Annotated in this window: 12 protein-coding genes; 4 read left to right on the top strand and 8 right to left on the bottom strand. The window is 71.0% G+C overall.

Annotated features, from left to right (window positions below; all coding sequences use genetic code 11):
• Window positions 1–11: 11 nt before the first annotated feature.
• Both BJ982_RS14860 and BJ982_RS14855 read right to left on the bottom strand, forming a co-directional pair.
• Window positions 12–710, bottom strand: a complete 699-nt coding sequence (locus BJ982_RS14860; protein ID WP_184880506.1) for a response regulator — start codon at window positions 708–710, stop codon at window positions 12–14.
• A gap of 396 nt (window positions 711–1,106) precedes the next feature.
• Entirely contained in the window at window positions 1,107–1,466 is a 360-nt protein-coding gene (locus tag BJ982_RS14855; protein ID WP_184880504.1) for a VOC family protein, read from the bottom strand.
• Window positions 1,467–3,243: 1,777 nt separating this feature from the next.
• Between BJ982_RS14855 and BJ982_RS14850 the strand changes: the two genes are divergently transcribed.
• Window positions 3,244–3,987: a sulfotransferase-like domain-containing protein gene (locus BJ982_RS14850; protein ID WP_184880502.1), complete on the top strand. Its 744-nt coding sequence runs from the start codon at window positions 3,244–3,246 to the stop codon at window positions 3,985–3,987.
• Window positions 3,988–4,477: 490 nt separating this feature from the next.
• Here the strand turns inward: BJ982_RS14850 and BJ982_RS14845 are convergent, their stop codons facing one another.
• Entirely contained in the window at window positions 4,478–5,710 is a 1,233-nt protein-coding gene (locus BJ982_RS14845) for an FAD-dependent monooxygenase (protein WP_184880500.1), read from the bottom strand.
• A gap of 73 nt (window positions 5,711–5,783) precedes the next feature.
• On the opposite strand from BJ982_RS14845, the gene BJ982_RS14840 reads away from it, so the two are divergent.
• A complete protein-coding gene (locus BJ982_RS14840) occupies window positions 5,784–6,323 on the top strand; it encodes a TetR/AcrR family transcriptional regulator (protein ID WP_184880498.1) in 540 nt (179 codons plus the stop codon).
• Between the two features lie 58 nt (window positions 6,324–6,381).
• Here the strand turns inward: BJ982_RS14840 and BJ982_RS14835 are convergent, their stop codons facing one another.
• Window positions 6,382–6,699 (bottom strand): hypothetical protein, encoded by a 318-nt coding sequence (locus BJ982_RS14835; RefSeq protein WP_203959137.1) that lies wholly within the window; start codon window positions 6,697–6,699, stop codon window positions 6,382–6,384.
• A gap of 183 nt (window positions 6,700–6,882) precedes the next feature.
• Between BJ982_RS14835 and BJ982_RS14830 the strand changes: the two genes are divergently transcribed.
• Together BJ982_RS14830 and BJ982_RS14825 are read left to right on the top strand one after the other, a co-directional pair.
• Entirely contained in the window at window positions 6,883–7,791 is a 909-nt protein-coding gene (locus BJ982_RS14830; RefSeq protein ID WP_184880496.1) for an ABC transporter ATP-binding protein, read from the top strand.
• Window positions 7,781–8,545 (top strand): ABC transporter permease, encoded by a 765-nt coding sequence (locus BJ982_RS14825; protein ID WP_184880494.1) that lies wholly within the window; start codon window positions 7,781–7,783, stop codon window positions 8,543–8,545. The genes BJ982_RS14830 and BJ982_RS14825 overlap by 11 nt, the downstream gene beginning before the upstream one ends.
• A 34-nt stretch (window positions 8,546–8,579) precedes the next feature.
• Here the strand turns inward: BJ982_RS14825 and BJ982_RS14820 are convergent, their stop codons facing one another.
• The 4 genes from BJ982_RS14820 to BJ982_RS14805 form a co-directional block, all read right to left on the bottom strand.
• Window positions 8,580–9,857 (bottom strand): TIGR02679 family protein, encoded by a 1,278-nt coding sequence (locus BJ982_RS14820; RefSeq protein ID WP_184880492.1) that lies wholly within the window; start codon window positions 9,855–9,857, stop codon window positions 8,580–8,582.
• 92 nt (window positions 9,858–9,949) lie between these two features.
• Entirely contained in the window at window positions 9,950–14,437 is a 4,488-nt protein-coding gene (locus BJ982_RS14815) for an SbcC/MukB-like Walker B domain-containing protein (protein WP_184880490.1), read from the bottom strand.
• Window positions 14,434–15,834 carry a DUF2398 family protein gene (locus tag BJ982_RS14810; protein WP_184880488.1) on the bottom strand — a complete coding sequence of 467 codons (1,401 nt, stop codon included), beginning with the start codon at window positions 15,832–15,834 and terminating at the stop codon, window positions 14,434–14,436. Before BJ982_RS14810 ends, BJ982_RS14815 begins: the two co-directional genes overlap by 4 nt.
• Entirely contained in the window at window positions 15,831–17,321 is a 1,491-nt protein-coding gene (locus tag BJ982_RS14805; RefSeq protein ID WP_239123046.1) for a TIGR02677 family protein, read from the bottom strand. The genes BJ982_RS14810 and BJ982_RS14805 overlap by 4 nt, the downstream gene beginning before the upstream one ends.
• Between the last annotated feature and the right edge of the window lie 140 nt (window positions 17,322–17,461).

The following is a 17,461-nucleotide window of genomic DNA, read 5'->3' as shown; positions in this document are numbered from 1 at the left end:
CATGAAACGTTTCAGTTGTTGGCCAGGTCGAACTCGGCCTGCATCATGCCGGCCCGGTAGGCGAACGAGACCAGCTGGGCCCTGTCCCTGAGCTGGAGCTTGTTGCGCAACCGGTAGATGTGCGTGCGGACCGTGGCCACGGAGATGGACAGCGTGACCCCGATGTCCTCGGTGGACATGCCGCGCGCGGTGAGCAGCAGGACCTCGCGCTCCCGCTCCGTCAGCGCCGCCGCGTACGGCTGCAGCATGTCGTCGGGCTCGGTCTTGTGCTGGCGGAACCAGTCCAGCAGGCGCTGGGTCATGCGCGGCGTCAGCATGGCCTGGCCGCTCGCGACGGTCCTGATCGCGGCGACCAGGTCGTCACGGCTGGTCTCGCGGGTCAGCAGGCCGCTGGCCCCCGCGTGCAGCACGTTGGTGAGCGTGTCGTGGGTGAGCGTGTCGTCGTGCTCGTTGGTGGCGAACACCACGACCCTGGGCACGGGATCGAGATCCTCCCGTAGCAGCCGTCGGATCAGCTCGATGCCGAGCATTCCCTGCAGGGTGAGACCGGTGACCACGACATGCGGCCGGTACGTGCGGACCAGCATGACCGCGCGGTGGCCGTTGTCCGTGGTGTCGACCACGTTGATGTCGGACTCGGCGTCCAACAGGGTACGCAGACCGTCCCTCACGAGGGTGGTCTCATCGCAGATCAGGACGCGAAACTGCACGGCTATAACACCTGCCCTGAACTGGTCTGCCTGACGGCGGCCGGCCTGACGGCGACCTCGGTCGGTCTCTCTCGCTTCCCGGGTACTCGCAGCAAAGCGAACCTCACTAATTCCTTTTCGCGCAAGTTCCTTTTCGAGAGCCGTTCAGCCATCGGCGACAATCCCGTGCGCGGTGTCCCCCGACATAACTTGCGCGGAATACCCGTCACGATGAGAACAATGACGTCGCACGATCTCGCCCAAGTTCGAACAAACCCCCCGCAAAAGGGATCTCCATGCCCGCCCTAACGAGAAGCTTGCATCTGCGGCCGAACTCTGTCAAGCCTGTTTCTTTAGATTGTCCCGCGACGCCCGCCTAATTGCGGTACGTAAGCAAGCATAAACGCTATGTAATCGTCATCGGTCCGGGGTGCCGCGTAGAACACAGAATTCGTTCCCCTCCGGATCGGCCAGCACCACCCACCCATGACCGTTTGGTCGCCTGTGGTCGGCCACCAAACGCGCGCCGATTCCGATCAGACGGCTTACCTCGGCGTCGCGCGTGACATCGGGACGCAGACACAGGTGCACCCGATTCTTGACCGTCTTCGACTCGGGGACCCGCGCGAAGTAGAGGACCGTGTCATTCGGCAGGGTCACCGTCGCGTAGAAGGAATCGTAATCGTCTACGGGCTGCCCGGTGACCTCGCTCCAGAACCGGGCCAACTTGACCGGAACCGCGCAGTCGAAGGTCACATTCTGCAAAACGGATGGCACCCGGAGATTATCCCGGCGGTGGACGTCGCATGTCAATCTTGGCAGGATGACCGAATTTACGGGATACGGACAGCGCTAAGCCGGGATCGGACCGTTCAACTTAATCCGAATAGGGGGTGTCCGAAAACTGGGTCCTGGGCCGTTCGGACCGCCGCGCGACCGGCCGGGCGCGCCTCCGGCCGGCGGCGCGCGCCGCGTCATGCGAGGTGGCGATCACGATCCCGCCGCGCGGCGGCGCGCCCGCCGTGTTCACGATCGTCTGTAGGAGGACCGGGCAGGTGGGCCGCCGTTTCCCGCCCCAAGGCCGTGGGCGCGGCGCCCTCTGGACCCCGGCGGCGCGCGGGTACGGAATCGATCACCCGACCTTGGCGACATGTGCCAATATGTTCGGCCGCCCCGGACGGCCCCTGGACGGCTCCTACCAGCGACTCCCGGCCGCCCCGCCGCCCCAGCCCGTCCCCGGCCCGCGGTATCGGACCACGGCTCCGGTGCTCGCCCCCTGCGGAACATCCCACCACCCCAGCGATCCGCCGCCGACCCCCTGAGCTTCCGCGCCCATCCCACTACCTGCGGCGCGATCGCACCACGTAAAAATGCACACACCCGCGACCACCGCGCCGGCGGTTTCTCCCGCGGCACGGACCGGGCGTCGCCGGTTCTCTGGACGGCATTTCCCACACCCCTTGTAAGGGCGCGGTCCGGATCCGGACCTCAGGGTCGCGATCTCCGGGATTCGGATCGCCATTACGCACGATCGAATGTCGGAGATAGCGGGAATACCGGGATTCCGGACATCGGCGGACGCCGTTCCCGGGCGCCGTTCGAATCGACCGTGAAATGGTATCGGAGGCGCCCGCACGGGCATCCTGAAAATCTTCCTGACAATGCGCGGGCCACGCTCCCGGGAAAGGCGGAAAGATGGCGCCGGCGGGAAGCGGCATCGGGAAAGCCGTCTTCCATGTTCCTTTTCCGTGTTCTACGGAACGTCCGCCGCCGAATCCAGGGGAGGATCCGGGACCGCGCCGGACCGCCGTTTCCGGCACGCCGCCCGCGCGTCCCACGGCGGACGCGCCCCGGCCCTTTTCGTCTGAATCACGCCAGGCGTGGCCCGGATTCCAGGGGCATGCCGGCCGAACCCTCTTCCGATTCATGTGAGCCGCCCCGCGAGAGCACCCGGGAATGGCCTTTGATAACCGGACGGATACATGAGGACACGTAGCGCGAAAGGCCGGGAAGCACCAGGAAAGCCCGCCGCCGAACCACCCAGGGGCGATCGGCGGCGGCCAGGAATCACTCCCGGCGGGGAACGACGCGCCTTCGGGCACGCGGCGCCGGCCGTCCAGGAGAACGCCGCCGCGCCCGGCCCACCGCATCCGGCGAGAGACGCGCCGGCACGGAAATCCCACGGCGGGACGGCGGCGTATCCGGCTTGGCGTCCCGGCCCGCGCAAAGCCGCGCCCGGGGGTCAGGACACCGATCGGCACATGTGTGCGCCGGGCACCGTGACAAGACGCGCGCCGCAGGTCAACGGTGAATTCACGACTCCCTGCAAGAATCGTTGAAATCGAGGCGCATTTCCGCAACGCGCGCGCCGCGGCCCGCCCGTCCGACCGGGGCCGGCGACACGTTTCCCCTGGTCAGAGCCGTCATGGCGACCGTGATCCCGGTTCTCGTGAACGCCCGCGGCACCCGCGTGAAATCGCCGCGAGAACACGGACGACGGGTCCGGACCGGCATATCCTTTCCGCACGACCGTGAAACAGATGGAGGAACGGCAATGAGCATCGAGGCCGGACAGGCGCCGCGGATTTTGGCGTTGTGGAGCGCGCCGCGTTCCCGCTCGACCGCGTTCCTGAGAATGATGGCCGCCCGCGGCGACCACACCGTGGTGCACGAACCGTTCTCGCATGTGGCCGATTTCGGCGAGACGCAGGTCGGCCCCTTCACGGCGCGGACCGAAACCGAACTGATCGCTACACTGCGTGAGCTGGCCACGCGTGGTCCCGTCTTTTTCAAGGACACCACGGACTTCCACTACCCCGGCCTGCTCGCCGACGACGCCTTCCTCGCCGAGGCCACCCACACCTTCATCATCCGGCACCCCGAACAGGCCATCGCCTCCCATTTCGCGCTCAACACCGAGCTGAGGCGCGACGAGATCGGTTTCGCCTGGCTGGCCGAGATCTACGACGCGGTCGCGGCCCGGTCGGCGGCGCCGCCGGTCGTCGTCGACTCCGACGACCTGATCGAGAGCCCCGAGGCCACCGTGCGGGAGTACTGCGCGCGGGTGTCGATCCCGTTCATCCCCGAGGCGCTGACCTGGGAACCCGGGGTGCGCGACGACTGGCGCAAGACCCAGCGCTGGCACGAGTCGACGAGCAGGACCGACGGGTTCGTGCGCACCTCGGGCTCCGACACCGGCTTCGTCAGGAACGACGCCAGGCTGGCCGAGTACCTCGACTACCACCTGCCGCACTACGAACGGCTGCACGCCGCCCGGATGCGCGTGCCGGCGGCGTGACCGCGGAAAGATCACAACGGGCGTGACTTCCCGGGACGCCGGGCCGGAGGAAGCGCCACCGGTCCCGGGAGCGTTCCGAAATATCCCTCCCCGCTCCCGGGACACGTTCCGGCACGCGGTATGGCGATCAATGACCGAATCCGCTTCTGTTTCCGCACCCTCGTCCATTGCCTGGACCGAATCTCCCGTACATCCCTCGCATTCGCTTTTCCGCCTGATCGCCCGTCGTCCGCCCGGCCACCGGCCCGCGCCGCGCCGGACCGAAAAGTCAGCGCCACGACCCCGGCCATGACTCCCGCGATGACCGGCGGTGGACCTCCTTGTAGACCTTCGTCCTGCGGAAACACCAGCGTGTCCACGTCGTGGCATATCCGGCGGCCCCGCCGCGCGTCCCGGACCGCACGTGGCGGGCTTTCCGCGGAGCCGATATGAGCGCCGCGCCGCCGTATTCCCCGGACCTTCCAGGTCTTCCCGCGGCGCTCCCCTCTCGTCACCCGCCGTGTTTTCCGTACACCGGGCCGGCGTAATGCTTGACGGTCATCGAGTCGTGAAGGCGAATGCCTGAGGAGTTGAGCAGCCCGAGGGCCCGGCCGGCGGCGGCCGGGAGCACGGAGACGAGACGTCCTCCGGCGAGAAGGCCCGTGACCCCGAGGCGGGAACGCGGGATGAGGGTGCGCGCCGCGCCCAGCGCGAACGCGCGGCTGCCCCGCACCGGCTCCGCCATCTCGCGCTCGTAGGCGGCGAAGGCCCGCGTGTGGTCGCCGCCGGCCTCGGCCAGCTCGCCGGCCAAGACGTAGGCGCCGAGCACGGCCAGGCTGGTGCTGCCGCCGACGGCGGGGCCCGGGCAGTAGGCCGCGTCGCCCACGAGCGTCACGCGGCCGGACGACCAGGTGTCCATGCGGAGCTGGGTGATGGAGTCGAAGTAGAACGCCGGGGTACGGTCCAGCTCGCCGAGCCAGCCGTCCACGTCGGGGTGCATGCCCTGGAACGCCTCGCGCAGCAGTTCCTTCTGCCGGGGCACGTCCCGGTAGTGGTACTCCAGCTCGCGTTCGCTCCTGAACAGGAACACCGCCCGCGCGTCGCCGGTGCTGCGGGCCCGGTAGACCCCGGCCGTGCGGCCGGCGCCGAGGTGGCTGGCGTACTCGCCGCGTGCCGGCCCGTCGGCGGCGTCCCCCGGCATCGTGAGGACGGCGAGGTAGGCGCCGATGAACGCGCTGTAGCGGGACTCGGGGCCGAAGACCAGCCGGCGGACGTTGGAATGGAGCCCGTCCGCGCCGACCACCAGGTCGAAGCGGCGCGGCGGCCCGCCGTCGAACTCCACCTCGCCCTCCGGGCCGATGGCGGCGATGGAGTCGCCGAAGAGGTACTCGACGTCCTCACGGGTCGCGTCGTAATAGATCTCGCTCAGGTCGTCGCGCATGATCTCGACGTGCCGGTCGGAGGCGGCGCTGAAGATCTTGGTGAGGTCGATGCCGACCGGGCGGCGCGCGCCCTCGCGCAGGACCGTCATCCGGGTGGTGCCGGTGGCCAGCTCCTGGACGCGGGGCAGCACGCCCATCCTCTCGGTGATGGCCAGGGCGGGGCGGAACAGGTCGACCGCGTGGCCGCCCGTCTTGCGCAGCGTGGGAGCCCGCTCGACCACGGTGACGTCGAAGCCGTACCGGGTGAGCCAGTAGGCGAGGACGGGACCGGCGACGCTGGCGCCGGACACTAACACGCGCATGAAGTCTCCTTACTTAACGATAGGTAAGCATGGTAGCGCACTTACCTATCGTTAAGTCAGATATTCTGGGCGTGTGCCCAAGCCCACCGACACAAAACGGCGCATCCAGGCCGCCGCCCGTGAGCTGTTCGCCCGCCAAGGCGTGCAGAAGACGAGCCTGCAAGAGATCGCGAACCGGCTGGGCATCACCAAGCCCGCGCTGTACTACCACTTCTCCTCACGTGAGGAACTGGTGCGCAGCATCGTGCAGCCCCTCGTCGACGACGGCGAGGCGTTCCTCACCCGGCAGGAGGCCCTCGGCGCGATCGAACCACGCGCGCTGCTGGAGGATTACTTCGACTTCAACCTGCGGCACCGCGACGTCATCGTGCTCATCTTCGCCGAGGCCACCACACTCGCCGACCTGGGGCTGTTCGACATGGTGCTGAAGTGGCGCGAGCGGATCATCATCCTGCTCCAAGGACCCGAGCCCACCCTGGCCGAGGCCACCCGTGCGGTCGTGGCGCTCGGCGGCCTGCAGGACTGCACGATCCAGTTCCCCGACGCGCCCGCCGACGAGTTACGACGCGCCTCGGTGGACGCCGCCTGCGCGGCCCTCGGCCTCCGCCCCTGACTCCCGCACGGCGCGCTGCCGGCGGGAAACAACCGGCCCTGGACCCGGCCAGAAGGGCTTAGCCGATGGTCGCGACGTGCTCGGCGACCGTCACCCGGAAGTGGAAGTTCCGGGTCGCGCCCTCCACCACGACCAGCCAGACCCCCTCCCCCGCGCGGTACACGGCGCGGCTACGGGGAGACCAGGGATGTTTCGGGGCGTACTCCCGGGCCAGCGTCTCGGCCAGCCGTACCGCGCCGTCCCGGTCGTGCCCTACGTCGCGCACCTCGGTCAGCCGCCAGTCACGCCCCTCGCCGCTGCCGCCCTGCTCCTCGATGAGCACCGCCCACCGGCCGTCCACGTCCACCCGAGCCCCCTCGCGCGTCGCCTCCGTCACCCGATTCGACGCCGCGCCGGCGCGTACGGTTCACCCCGCGCCGGGATCGCCGCCCACCGCCCGGCGGCGGATCCGCGAACCTCCGGATCCCGGCCCGGCGCCGCCTGTAGTGTTCGGTGGACCAGATAACAAATCGGACACAAGCCGCGGACAGCGGGCCGCGTACCGCGACGAGAGGGGCCGATGGCCGACATCGCCTACGACGTGCGCAACCTGGTGAAGGTCTACCCGAAACAGCCCGGCCCCGCCGTCGACGACGTCACCTTCCGGATAGACGAGGGCGAGATATTCGGGCTGCTCGGCGACAACGGCGCGGGGAAGACCACGCTGGTCCGCCAGATGGTGAACCTCCTGCGCCCGACTTCGGGCAGCATCGCGCTCTTCGGCCGCGACATCCGCGAGGACCCGCGCCATGTGCCGGCCCTGGTCGGCTACATGCCGCAGAGCAGCGCCGCGCTCAACAGGCTCACCGTCGGCGAGGCGATGTACGTCACCGGCCACCTGCGCGGGCTCGCCAGGAGGGCGGCCGCGCGCGAGCGCGACCTGCTGCTGGAGGAGCTGCGCATCGGGCCCATCCGCCACAAGTCCAGCGCGCGGCTGTCCGGCGGCCAGCGCCGGCTGCTGCAGCTCGGCGTCGCGATGGCCGGGCACCCGCCGGTGCTGATCCTGGACGAGCCCACCAACGACCTCGATCCGGTCAACAGGAAGCACGTCTGGGACGTGCTGCGGCGGTGGAACGCCGAGCACGGCACCACGATCGTGCTGATCACGCACGACGCCATGGAGGCCGAGAAGGTCATCCAGCGGGTGGGCATCGTGCAGCGGGGCCGGTTCACCGCGCTCGGCACGCCGCGCGAGCTGAAGAAGGCCATCGCGCTCCAGGTGCGCGTGGAGCTGTCGTTCGAGCCCGGGGACCCACCCGGCCTGCCCGCCGGAATGGTGCCCTGGCGTGAGGGAACCGACTTCCTGTCACTGATGGTGGACCACGCCGACACGCCGGAACTGCTGGCGGGACTCGACTTCGCCAAGGTCACGGACATCCGCCTGCACTCGGCCACCCTAGAGGACCTGTACCTCCACTATGCCTCCTGACCTCAGAAAGCCCCAGCCCCCGCACGTCCAGCTTCTCGACCTGCTGCTCGTCCAGCTCTCGAACTACCGGTGGTCGTGGCGCGGAATGATCGTCACCGGCGTCTTCGCGCCGATGATGAGCACCATCGGACTGGGACTGCTCGCCCGGCAGGGCGCGCCGGAGAATCTCGTCTACGTGCTGACCGGCAGCGTCGTGCTGTCCCTGATGTTCCAGAACCAGAACAACGTGGCCGGAAACTTCGCCTTCATGAAGGCCATGGGCACGCTGGACTTCTTCGCGACCCTGCCCGTGTACCGCGCCCTCGTCGTCGTCGCGACCGTGCTGGCGTTCTTCCTCCTCTCCATCCCCTCGCTGCTCGTGACGGTCGTCTTCGGGGCCCTGTTCCTCGGCGTGCCGCTGCACGTCAGCCCGCTGGCCCTCCTCGTCGTCCCGCTGTGCGTGCTGCCGATGGCCGGCATCGGCGCGCTCATCGGCATCCTCACCCGCACCCCCGAGGAGGCAGGCTCCGCCAGCCTCCTGGTGACGATCGTTCTGCTCTTCATGGGCCCGGTGATCCTGCCCCCCGCCACCCTCCCAGGCTGGCTGCTGACCCTCAGCCACGTCAGCCCCACCGGCTACGCCGCCTCCGCGATCCGCCAGGTCACCTTCGGCCCCGTATCCGGGCGGCTCATGCTGGACGTCGCGGTACTCACCACGCTCACCCTGCTCAGCCTGTGGCTGGTCACCCGCAGGGTGAGCTGGCAGGAAAGGTAGTGCCGGGTTCGGACGGGAATCGGCGCGGCTTCCGTCAGACAGTGGATGCGGCGCCCGGCGGTCTCCGTGCCAGATCGGCGATCAGATTCTCGGCCACCGATTCCTCGTAGACGGCGCGGCCGTGGCGCTCCATCGCCTCGGCCAGCGCCGGATCCCATGGCGTGTCGCGGCGACGGCCGGTCAGCGGCACCTCGTCCCCCTCGTGCCGGAGACCGGCGAGATAATCCGCCGCGGACATGCGCCAGGGGCGCGCCCCGTGGCGTTCCATCACGGACGCGGCGATGGCGACGCCGGGCCAGTCGAAATCGCCGTGATATCGCAGGACTCCTCCCCCGGCGACGACGGCCCTGGCGAGGCGGTGGAAGGCCGTCGAAGGACGACCCTCGGTGCAGATCAGCGGGGACGCGCCGTCGCCCAGCTCGGCGGCGGCGCGCCGCAGCACGGCCGGGTTCTCGCATACATGGACAACCGGTACGGACACCGTGATCGGCAGGGTGGTGAGCTGGTGCAGGGTGACCTGGAACGGCGTGCCGTACTGGGCCGCGCCGGTCAGCCACTCGCCGAGTCCCTCACCTCGAGCGGGAAGATTGAGCACCAGGACCCGACTCGCGAGATCGTCCAGAACGACGCCGGCGGCTTCCCACAGTTCGCGCCGCTCCTCGGCCGTACGAGGCTTCTGAACGTCCTCGCGCAGGGCGAGCGCGCACAGGACCAGCGTAGGCAGCGTCCCGCCGTGGTCGAGCGCGTGGGGGTCCCGGGTGACCTCGGCGGCGAGATCGCTGGGCGTGATCGGCGTGTCCACGCCTTGGCGGTCCTCCAGGCGTTCCAGGACGCGGATGGCCTGGATGAGAACGGGAGCCGCGCCGGAACCCCGCAGCAGCCGGGTCAGTGTGCCATCTCGTGCAAGCGCCTCCAGCCAGGCGGCGTACCACGCGCGGGACTCATACAGCGAGCTGCTCCGGGCCTCGCGCAGAGCCGCGGCGCGGGCGGCCGCCGACGCCGCGATCTCCGCCGGACGGTCACGCAGGCCATCCCCCGCATGCTCCAGGAAATCGATCAAACCGAGTCCGGTCGAGACCCGAACGGCGGTATCGAGCTTGGCGAGCGGGATGACGATACGCCGCGCTCCCGGGCGAGGATGGGGACCGCCCAGCAGACCATGGATCTTGTTGCGCTCCTCATCGGTCGGATCGGGCACGCTGGTCGTGCCGCCGAGGTCTCCGCCGTTTCGTTCGAGCGCCTTGCGCGCGTTGCCGAAGAGCCGCTTGTAGGCATCCCCGGCCAACCCCTCGATTCCGTATCCCACGCTCATCCGGTGCTCTCCTCACCCTTGGCCTCGCGACCTCAAGAATCACAGGATCGCCGTTCTCGCTACACGACACCGCGCTGACCACCGGAAAGATCTCATACATCACCGCCGCGGACGTGGTCCTCATCGCCGGGGGAGTCAGGGACGCTCAATGACTCCAGTGCGGCGAGCAAGGGGTTGGCCGCGGAGGTGGGGGTGAGGCGGCTCGGGCGGATGCCGAGGAGGGTCGTGGCCAGGTCGTCGTTGCCGGAGAAGGCGGCGTCGGCGTCGATCGTGTGCGTGCCGTCCCAGACCATCAGCATGGCCGAGACCGTGTGGGCGCCCTTGTCGTGGTGCATGTCGTAGTGGGCGGCCATGGGCACGGTGTCGAAGTGCACCCAGAGGTCGTGGCCGGTCATGAAGAGGTCGAGGCCGAATGTGACGGTCAGGCCGAGAAGCTCGGGCTTGTAGCGGTCGTCGATGCCGGCGAACGCCTCGTCCAGCGCGATCGTCCGCGGGCAGGTCGGCTTGGCCGAGGAGTACAGGGCGTTCGCCGCCGCGAACAGCGGGAGATGGATGGCCGCCGACTTCTCGCCGCCGGACATCTGCTCGTGTTTGGCCTTGGTCAGCCGCACCTCCTCCTCGCCGGGCACCACGAGCCGCAGCTCGAAGGTGTACCAGGCGCGGTAGTCCAGGACCTCCGCCAGCGCCTGCCGGTAGGTGGCGCGGGGATGGGCGGCGCGGTATTCGCGGATCATCTCGCGCAGCAGGGCGCGCAGCTCGGCCAGCCCCGTCGGGCCGAGCCCCTGCGCGTCGCGTTCCAGGAGCCGCGCGGCGGCGCGCTGCCGGTCGGTGATCTTGTCAGAGCGGCTCCAGCGGATGCCGATGCCCGTCCCCGAGGACATCCGGCGGGACCGCAGGTCGTCGTTCATGCCGACGACGAGGTCCCTGGCGGCCAGGACGCGGTCATGGATCTGCTGGGCGAGGCCGGCGAGCAGCTCGTTCTCCAGGACGGTGCGCTCGCGCTCCTCCAGCAGCACCCCCTGCTCCCCGACGCGGTCGGCGATGCGCCGCGCGAAGGCGGCGACGGGGTTGCGCCCGCCCTCGTCGTTCACGTACACCATGACGACCCCGGCCGCGCCCGGGTCGTGGTCGAGCCGGTAGTCCTCACCGCACGAGTCGAGCGCCTCCTGGAACACCCGCAACGCGGCCGACATCCGGCTGGACGCCTGCTTCAGCGCGCCCTCGGAAACGGCCCGCCCTCCGCCGAGCGCCCCCCGGAATTCGTCCAGCAACCCAGCCACCCCACCCGGCAGCGCCGCCCACACCACCTCATCCACCCGGCCCGCCCCGGTATCGGGCGAATCGCCGGAGGGCGGCGGGGCCGCGGCAGGAGTGCGGGCGAGGGTGGTGACGACGGACTCGGCGGCTCTGATCGGGTCGAAGCGGTCGGCGTCGGCGGGCCAGGGGGTGGTGGCGGAGACGCCCAGCATCAGGCGCAGGCCGTCATGGGCGTACGGGGCGAACGACGTCGTGTGCTCGAACAGGTGGTCAAAGGACTCGGCGAGAGACGTACTCCCGTGCTTGAGGTCGTTCTCGGCCCTGATCACCGCGTCGTGCTCGCGGGACACCTCCGCCACGGCCTCGGACTCCCGCGCCCGGACCTCCTTCAGCAGCCGCTCCACCTCGTCGAGCTGGGCGATCACCTCTTTGAGCGGGGCGTCGAGCGCCTCCTCGTACGCCGCGAGCTCCTCCACGGCCACGTTGTGCTCGTTCTCCTTGACCTGAAGCGCCGCGGTCTCGGTGGCATGCCGTTCCCGCTGCCGCGCGACCGACGCCTGGCGCGCGGCGAGGTCCCGCTCGACGGTCACCGCCTGCCGGCGTTCGGCGTGCAGGGCGTGCGCGACGCGCTCGAAGTCGTCTACCGCCCGCGCGACCGCGTCGATGGCGTCCGCCTCAGTCGGGGTGCCACGCTCGGCGGCCACCTGGCGCAGGCGGCGGCGCTGGGCGTCCACCTCGGCGACCGCCGAGTCCAGAGCCTTACGGCGCCGCTCCCACGTCGTACGCGCGGCGGCCAGCAAGGTGGACTGGTGCGCGAGCCCGCGCACGGCCCGGCTGATCGGCTCGATGGCGGGCAGTGTGTCCCGGGCGCGGCGAAAGTCCTCCAGCGCCGCGCCCGCCCGCGCCAGCTCTCCCGCCGTGACCTCGCGCTCCTTCCTGTGACCGGCGATGAGCGCGTCGTACTCGGCGAGGCGTTCACGCCTCCGGTTGGCCCGATTGGTCGCGCCGATGTACTCGGGGGCCTCCTTGGGCCGCGCCCCGACGAGCACGCCGTGGCCGAACTGCGCCCCCGCCGTGACCACAGACGCGACGCCCGCGGGAAGCCCGGTCAGTTCGTCGGTCAGGGCGACCGAACGCAGCACTGCCGTGATCACCTCGGCGGGTACCAGGTCCTGATCGTCCGGCACGAGGACGTCGGCGAGGGTGGGACCGTCCGGGCGGTGCTCCGGTGGTAGCGGCACGAGATAGCCGTCGGACTCCGCGGCCATTACCGCGGCGGTGGTGAGCTCGGGATCGGGGTGCACCCAGGCCGTCAGCATGCCCGCCCCGTACAAAGCGCCCTCGACGCCCGCCGCCCGGCGGGCCTCGACCGACTCCGCGAACCTCGCCAGCCGCCACAGGGGCGCACCGGGCCGGCCCTCGCGCGCCGCGGTGCGCAGGTCGCCGGAGGGCGGGGCGTCGTCGCGCTCGGCCTCGATCTCGGCGCGCTCCCCGCTCAGACGCTCCAGCTCGGCGTCCAGGCTGATGATCTGAGCCCGGAGCCGTTCGACGTGAGCGGCGCACTCCAACCGCCGCCCGTCCGTCCGCGCCGCGAAAACCTCCAGCAACGTCGGCGCGCCCGGCTCGCCGAGCCGCTCGACGGCCTCACTCAACGCCTCCACATCCCCGGGACCGGCCACCGTGGAAACCGCGACACCGTCCCGCGACACGGCGGTACCGAAGCCGTCCTCCAGCGCCGCCGCGATGGTCCCGGCGTCGACGGCCGCCGTCGCCGCCGGAGGTTCGGCCGTCCGGCCGTCGGGCCACTGGCCGGCCCAGCGCCGCAGCGCCTCGCGAGTGGCGGCGCGGGCCTCGCCGAGGCGGGTCTCGGCCTCCGCGCACTGGACTTCGCCGTCCGTGACCGCCGTCGCGGCGTCGGCCAGTTCCTCGTCGGCGCGGCGGCGCCGCAGGTCGGCCTCCTCGGCGAGGCGGAGCCGGTGGCGCGCCTCTCCGACGTCGTCGCGGCGGGCCGCGGCGCGTGCCTTGGCCGTGACCGGGAGATCGTCGCCGGTGTCCGCGGTGCCGTCACCGTCGAAGGCGATGCCCGCGCGTTCGGCCGCCTCGGTCAGCTCGGTGGACAGTCGGGCCGTGGTGACGGTGGCGCGTTCGAGCCGGTCGGCGATCTCGCCGGCCTCGCGCGCCAGCTCCTCCAGGTCGCCGGCGGCTCCGGAGAGGCGGCGGCGTTCGGCGGCGATCTCGTCGCGGCCTCTGGCGATCTGCCGGCGCTGGAGTTCCAGCCGGCTCTGCGCCCGGTAGGCGTCGTGCGCGCGCAGCGCGGCCTCCCGGGCCTCCAGTCCCTGCCGTTCGGTCTCGGCCAGCTCGCGGGCGCGGGCGGCCCGCTCGTGGGCGTCGCCCGCGCGGCGCAGCTCGGCGGCGGCCAGGGCAACGGCGCGGGCGTGCTCGACGGCGACGCCGCTCGCCGCGGTGATGCGCCCGAGCCGGTAGGTGGCGTGGGTGCGCAGGTATTCGGTGTAGTCGGCGAGGAAGGCGCGCACGGCCGTGTCGGCGATGGCGAAGTCGTCGAACTGCCTCTGCACGGCGGCGAGGTTCTCGAAGTCGCGGGCCGCCTGGTCGACGAGGATGTCGTCCACGGGGCTCAGCCCGGAGGTGAGCGTGTCGGAGACCTTGCCGGGGTCGAGATCCTTGGCCAGCAGCGGGCGGCGCAGGGCCAGCAGCAGGTCCAGGAGCTGGCCGTAGCGCTCGCGGCCGAGCCCGAACAGCCGCGAGTCCACGGCGGCGCGGTATTCGGTGGCGGTGGCGGAGAACGCGCCCGGTTCGAGGATCGCCTTGAGCTGGTTCTCCGTGAGCGGCCGGCCGTCCGGCGCCAGCAGGCCGAAGTCGACGCCGAGCCGTTGGCCGGTGACGAAGAACGAGCTGCGCACGCCGTCGCGGTTGCGGTGCGCGCGCAGCCCGATGATCAGCGTGACGGTTTCCGCGGTGCCGGAAGACCCGGCGTTCCCCCCGGTCCCGGTGCTCTCGGCGGGCCGGCGGGTCTCGCCCGGGACGCGGGCGAACTCCATCCAGACGTAGCCGTACTCGGCTTCCTGACCGCGGTACAGCAGGTTGGACTTCATCGTGCGGTTCTCGCCGCTGAACGGGTCGAGGCGCCGGGCGTCGGCGACGCCGTCCAGGATGAAGGGGAACAGCACCTCCAGCGCCTTGGTCTTGCCGGAGCCGTTGTGCCCGCGCAGCACGAGGCGGCCGTCGGCGAAGACGAACTCCTCGTCCACGTAGTCCCAGACGTTGATCACCCCGGCGCGGGTGGGCTTGAACCGGTCGGTCATGGCCGGGGCTCCTCGTCGCTCACGGATGTGTCGGTCATGCCGGGCAGTTCCAGCGGAAGCCGGTCGTCCTGCGGCCGCTCCGGCAGGGCCGCCCTGATGTTGCGGTACCGGTACGCGGCCGGCAGCACCAGGACGCCGCCGGGGACCGGGCGGACCAGCGACAGGTCGGCGAGGAAGGCCAGGGCGGCCGACAGCAGGCCGCGGGGGTCGTGCTGCCAGACGCCGCTGAACGAGGCGGCCCCGAACTCGTCGAACAGCTCGTCCATCATCACGTCGAGCACGCTGAGCTCCACCAGCGGCGCCTCGGCGGCCGGGCCCTCGTCACGTGCGGGGCCGGGGTCGGGGGCCCAGGCCAGCTCGGCGACGACGCCGTGCCGGGGAAGCCCGGCGTCCACCCGCCCCAGGAGCGCGGCGTGCTCGTCGGCGGGCGACGGGACCGGGAGGAGTACCGGGGTGTGCGCGGGGTCTTCGAGCAGGTCGGCGATCTTCGCGAGCAACAGTCCCGCGGTGCGGTTCACGGCGCCGCCCCGTCCGGGGAACGGGCGGTCGGTGAAGACCCCGGCGGTGTCCGCCAGCATGACGCCCTCCGCGCGCCGCTCGACGACCAGCCCGGTGAAGCGCGCGACGTCCTCGGCGAGGCCCGGCTCGCGCAGCGCGGCGGCGACCTCGGGGGTGAGGTCGGCGTAGTAGACGACGGGGTGTTCCAGCAGCAGCCGCCGGGCGCGGCGCGCGGCCGCCGTCCGGGACATGTCCGGCGCGGGCGGCTCGGTGAGCAGGCCGGCCACGCTGGTGAGGTGTTGCGGCGGCCGCGCCGGACGGAACAGCACCCCGCACACCTCGTGGTCGATGTCGTAGAGCGCGTCGCCGTTCTCGGTGTCGCGTACCCAGGACTCCAGGGAGCCGTCGGACAGACGAAGCGCGCCGCGGTCGACCAGCCAGTCCAGGACGTCCACGACGGCGGCTTTGTGCGCGCCGACCGTGGGGTCGAACCCGAGACCGTCGATGGCGTTGGCGGAGGGGGTGAAGGCCCGGACGAGATCGGCCAGGCTGATCTCGATGCGGGAGCGCTGGAAGGAGGCGAGCACCAGGCACAGGTAGGCCAGCCTGCGGCGGTCGAACGGCCTGCCCTTCCTGGCGAAGACGGACCGCTGGGTGGGGTCGAGCGTGTCCAGCCTGCGCACGAGCCGTACCTGGTGGGTCGTGGCGATCAGCGTGTAGCCGAACAGCTCGCGGAAGTCGCGGGCCATCTCGTCGGCCCAGCGCAGCACGTTGTCGAGCACGCCGGCGCGCGGGCGCGCGGCGGTTATCAGGTCACAGGTCATGACCCGCCGCACCGCCTGCTGGTAGGACCCGAGGTCGGCGGGCTGGACATCCCGTGCCGCCCGCGCCGGCGTCATCGCCCGCCTCCTCGGAAGCGGCCCGCGAGTTCGACGCGGAAGCCGGGGATGTGCAGCAGACCTTGGGAGGTGGCGATCGTGCTCCCGGTGTCGGAGGGGACCAGGTGGATCGCCATGGCGTCGCCCGAGCCCGAGGCGCCCCGCACCAGCCCCTTCACCACGGTCCTGCTTTCGAGGGCGCGGGTCAGCAGCTTGAGCAGGACGCGGGTCTCGGTCTCGTCCAGGACGCGCCCGTAGGCACCGAGGCGCGCCAGCCCGGAGGCGGCCTCGCGTTCGGCGGCGCGTGCGGCGGCCTGGCCGTGGCGCAGGGCGGCGCGTGCTCCCCTGTTGGCGCGGACCGGCTGCGGCACTCCCGGAGTGGGCGCCCTGCCGGTGCGGAACAGCGTCACCGAGATCTCGACGCCGGGCGCGTCCCACCAGGTGGCGCGGGGTGAGATCTGCTCGTCGTCGTCATGGGCGCCTCCGGCGTGGCGTGCCGAGCGCATGTTGAAGGCGGCGCCCATCAGCGCGTGCGCGGCGCCCTCGTCGGACACGTTGTGCACCCATTCGGCCAGGTGCCTGAGCTGGGTGGCCCGGTTGACGCCGCCGCGCTGCGCCTCGGTGATCTGCCGCAGCAGCGCGATCACTCCGGAGACGGCCGTGCGCGTGGCGTGCCGCAGCTCGCCCGCGCGCGAGGTCTCGCCGCCGTCCGCGGTGAACCACGCCCGCAGCGCCGTCCAGCGCCGCCGCCAGTCCTCCAGACGGTCGGGGAAGGTCATGAACGGGCGCTCGTCGGCGTCGGCGGCGCGCGACAGCAGCGTCATGAGCCCGGTGGCCTCGACCTCGCGCACGGCGCGGTCCAGGCGCGGCAGGTAGCGGTCCAGCTCGGACATGAAGTCGGACATGTGGGCGAGCAGCGCGTTCTTGTGCCGCAGGAAGGTGTCCGGTGAGGTGTCGGTGGACCGCATGATCTCGCCCAGCGTGACGTGGAAGTGCGCGGAGCGACGCCCCATGTCCTCCATGACCGAGTCCAGGCGGGACAGCCTGCGGTAGACCTGCTCGGGCTCCCCCGTCCGGTTGGCGACCGCCAGCTCGCGCAGGTCTTCGAGGATGTCGGAGAACACCAGGCGGGACAGGTTGGCGTCCTGGATGCGCGTGGCCAGCAGGCCCTCGACCGCGGTGTACGCCCAGTACCCGAGCTCGCTGAACTGGTACACCGACTGGCGGTTGCGGTAGCGCACCAGGGTGCCGGCGCGGGAGGCGTCGTCGAAGCGGTGCACCACGCCGTCCTCGTGGAGGGCGTCGAGCCGGTCCCGCAGGCGGACGTCCGCCGGGAACGGAAGCTCCTCGTGCAGCCGGGCCAGCTCGGCCAGCGCCGCCCCGACCTGCTCGCTGTCGACCTGCACCTGGTGGACCTCGCGCAGCCGATCCATGGCCCGCAACACCCACAGGTACGCGACATGATCGTCCCGACGGGTGAAGTTGAAGAGCCTCAACCTGTCGCTCACCACAAGCGAATCAAGGCTGAACGCCCGATACCCGGCCACCCGGCTCCCCCCGCCGATCCGTCGAACCCGAAGGCGACCGCACCACGGCCGCGACGCCCACCGCCCAAGACGGTATTCGACGGCACCGACAGTCGCAGACG

The sequence above is a fragment of the Sphaerisporangium siamense genome, from assembly GCF_014205275.1.
Lineage (GTDB): Bacteria > Actinomycetota > Actinomycetes > Streptosporangiales > Streptosporangiaceae > Sphaerisporangium > Sphaerisporangium siamense.
Note: the sequence above shows the minus strand (reverse complement) of the source record. Positions and strands in the feature narration are given on the sequence as shown.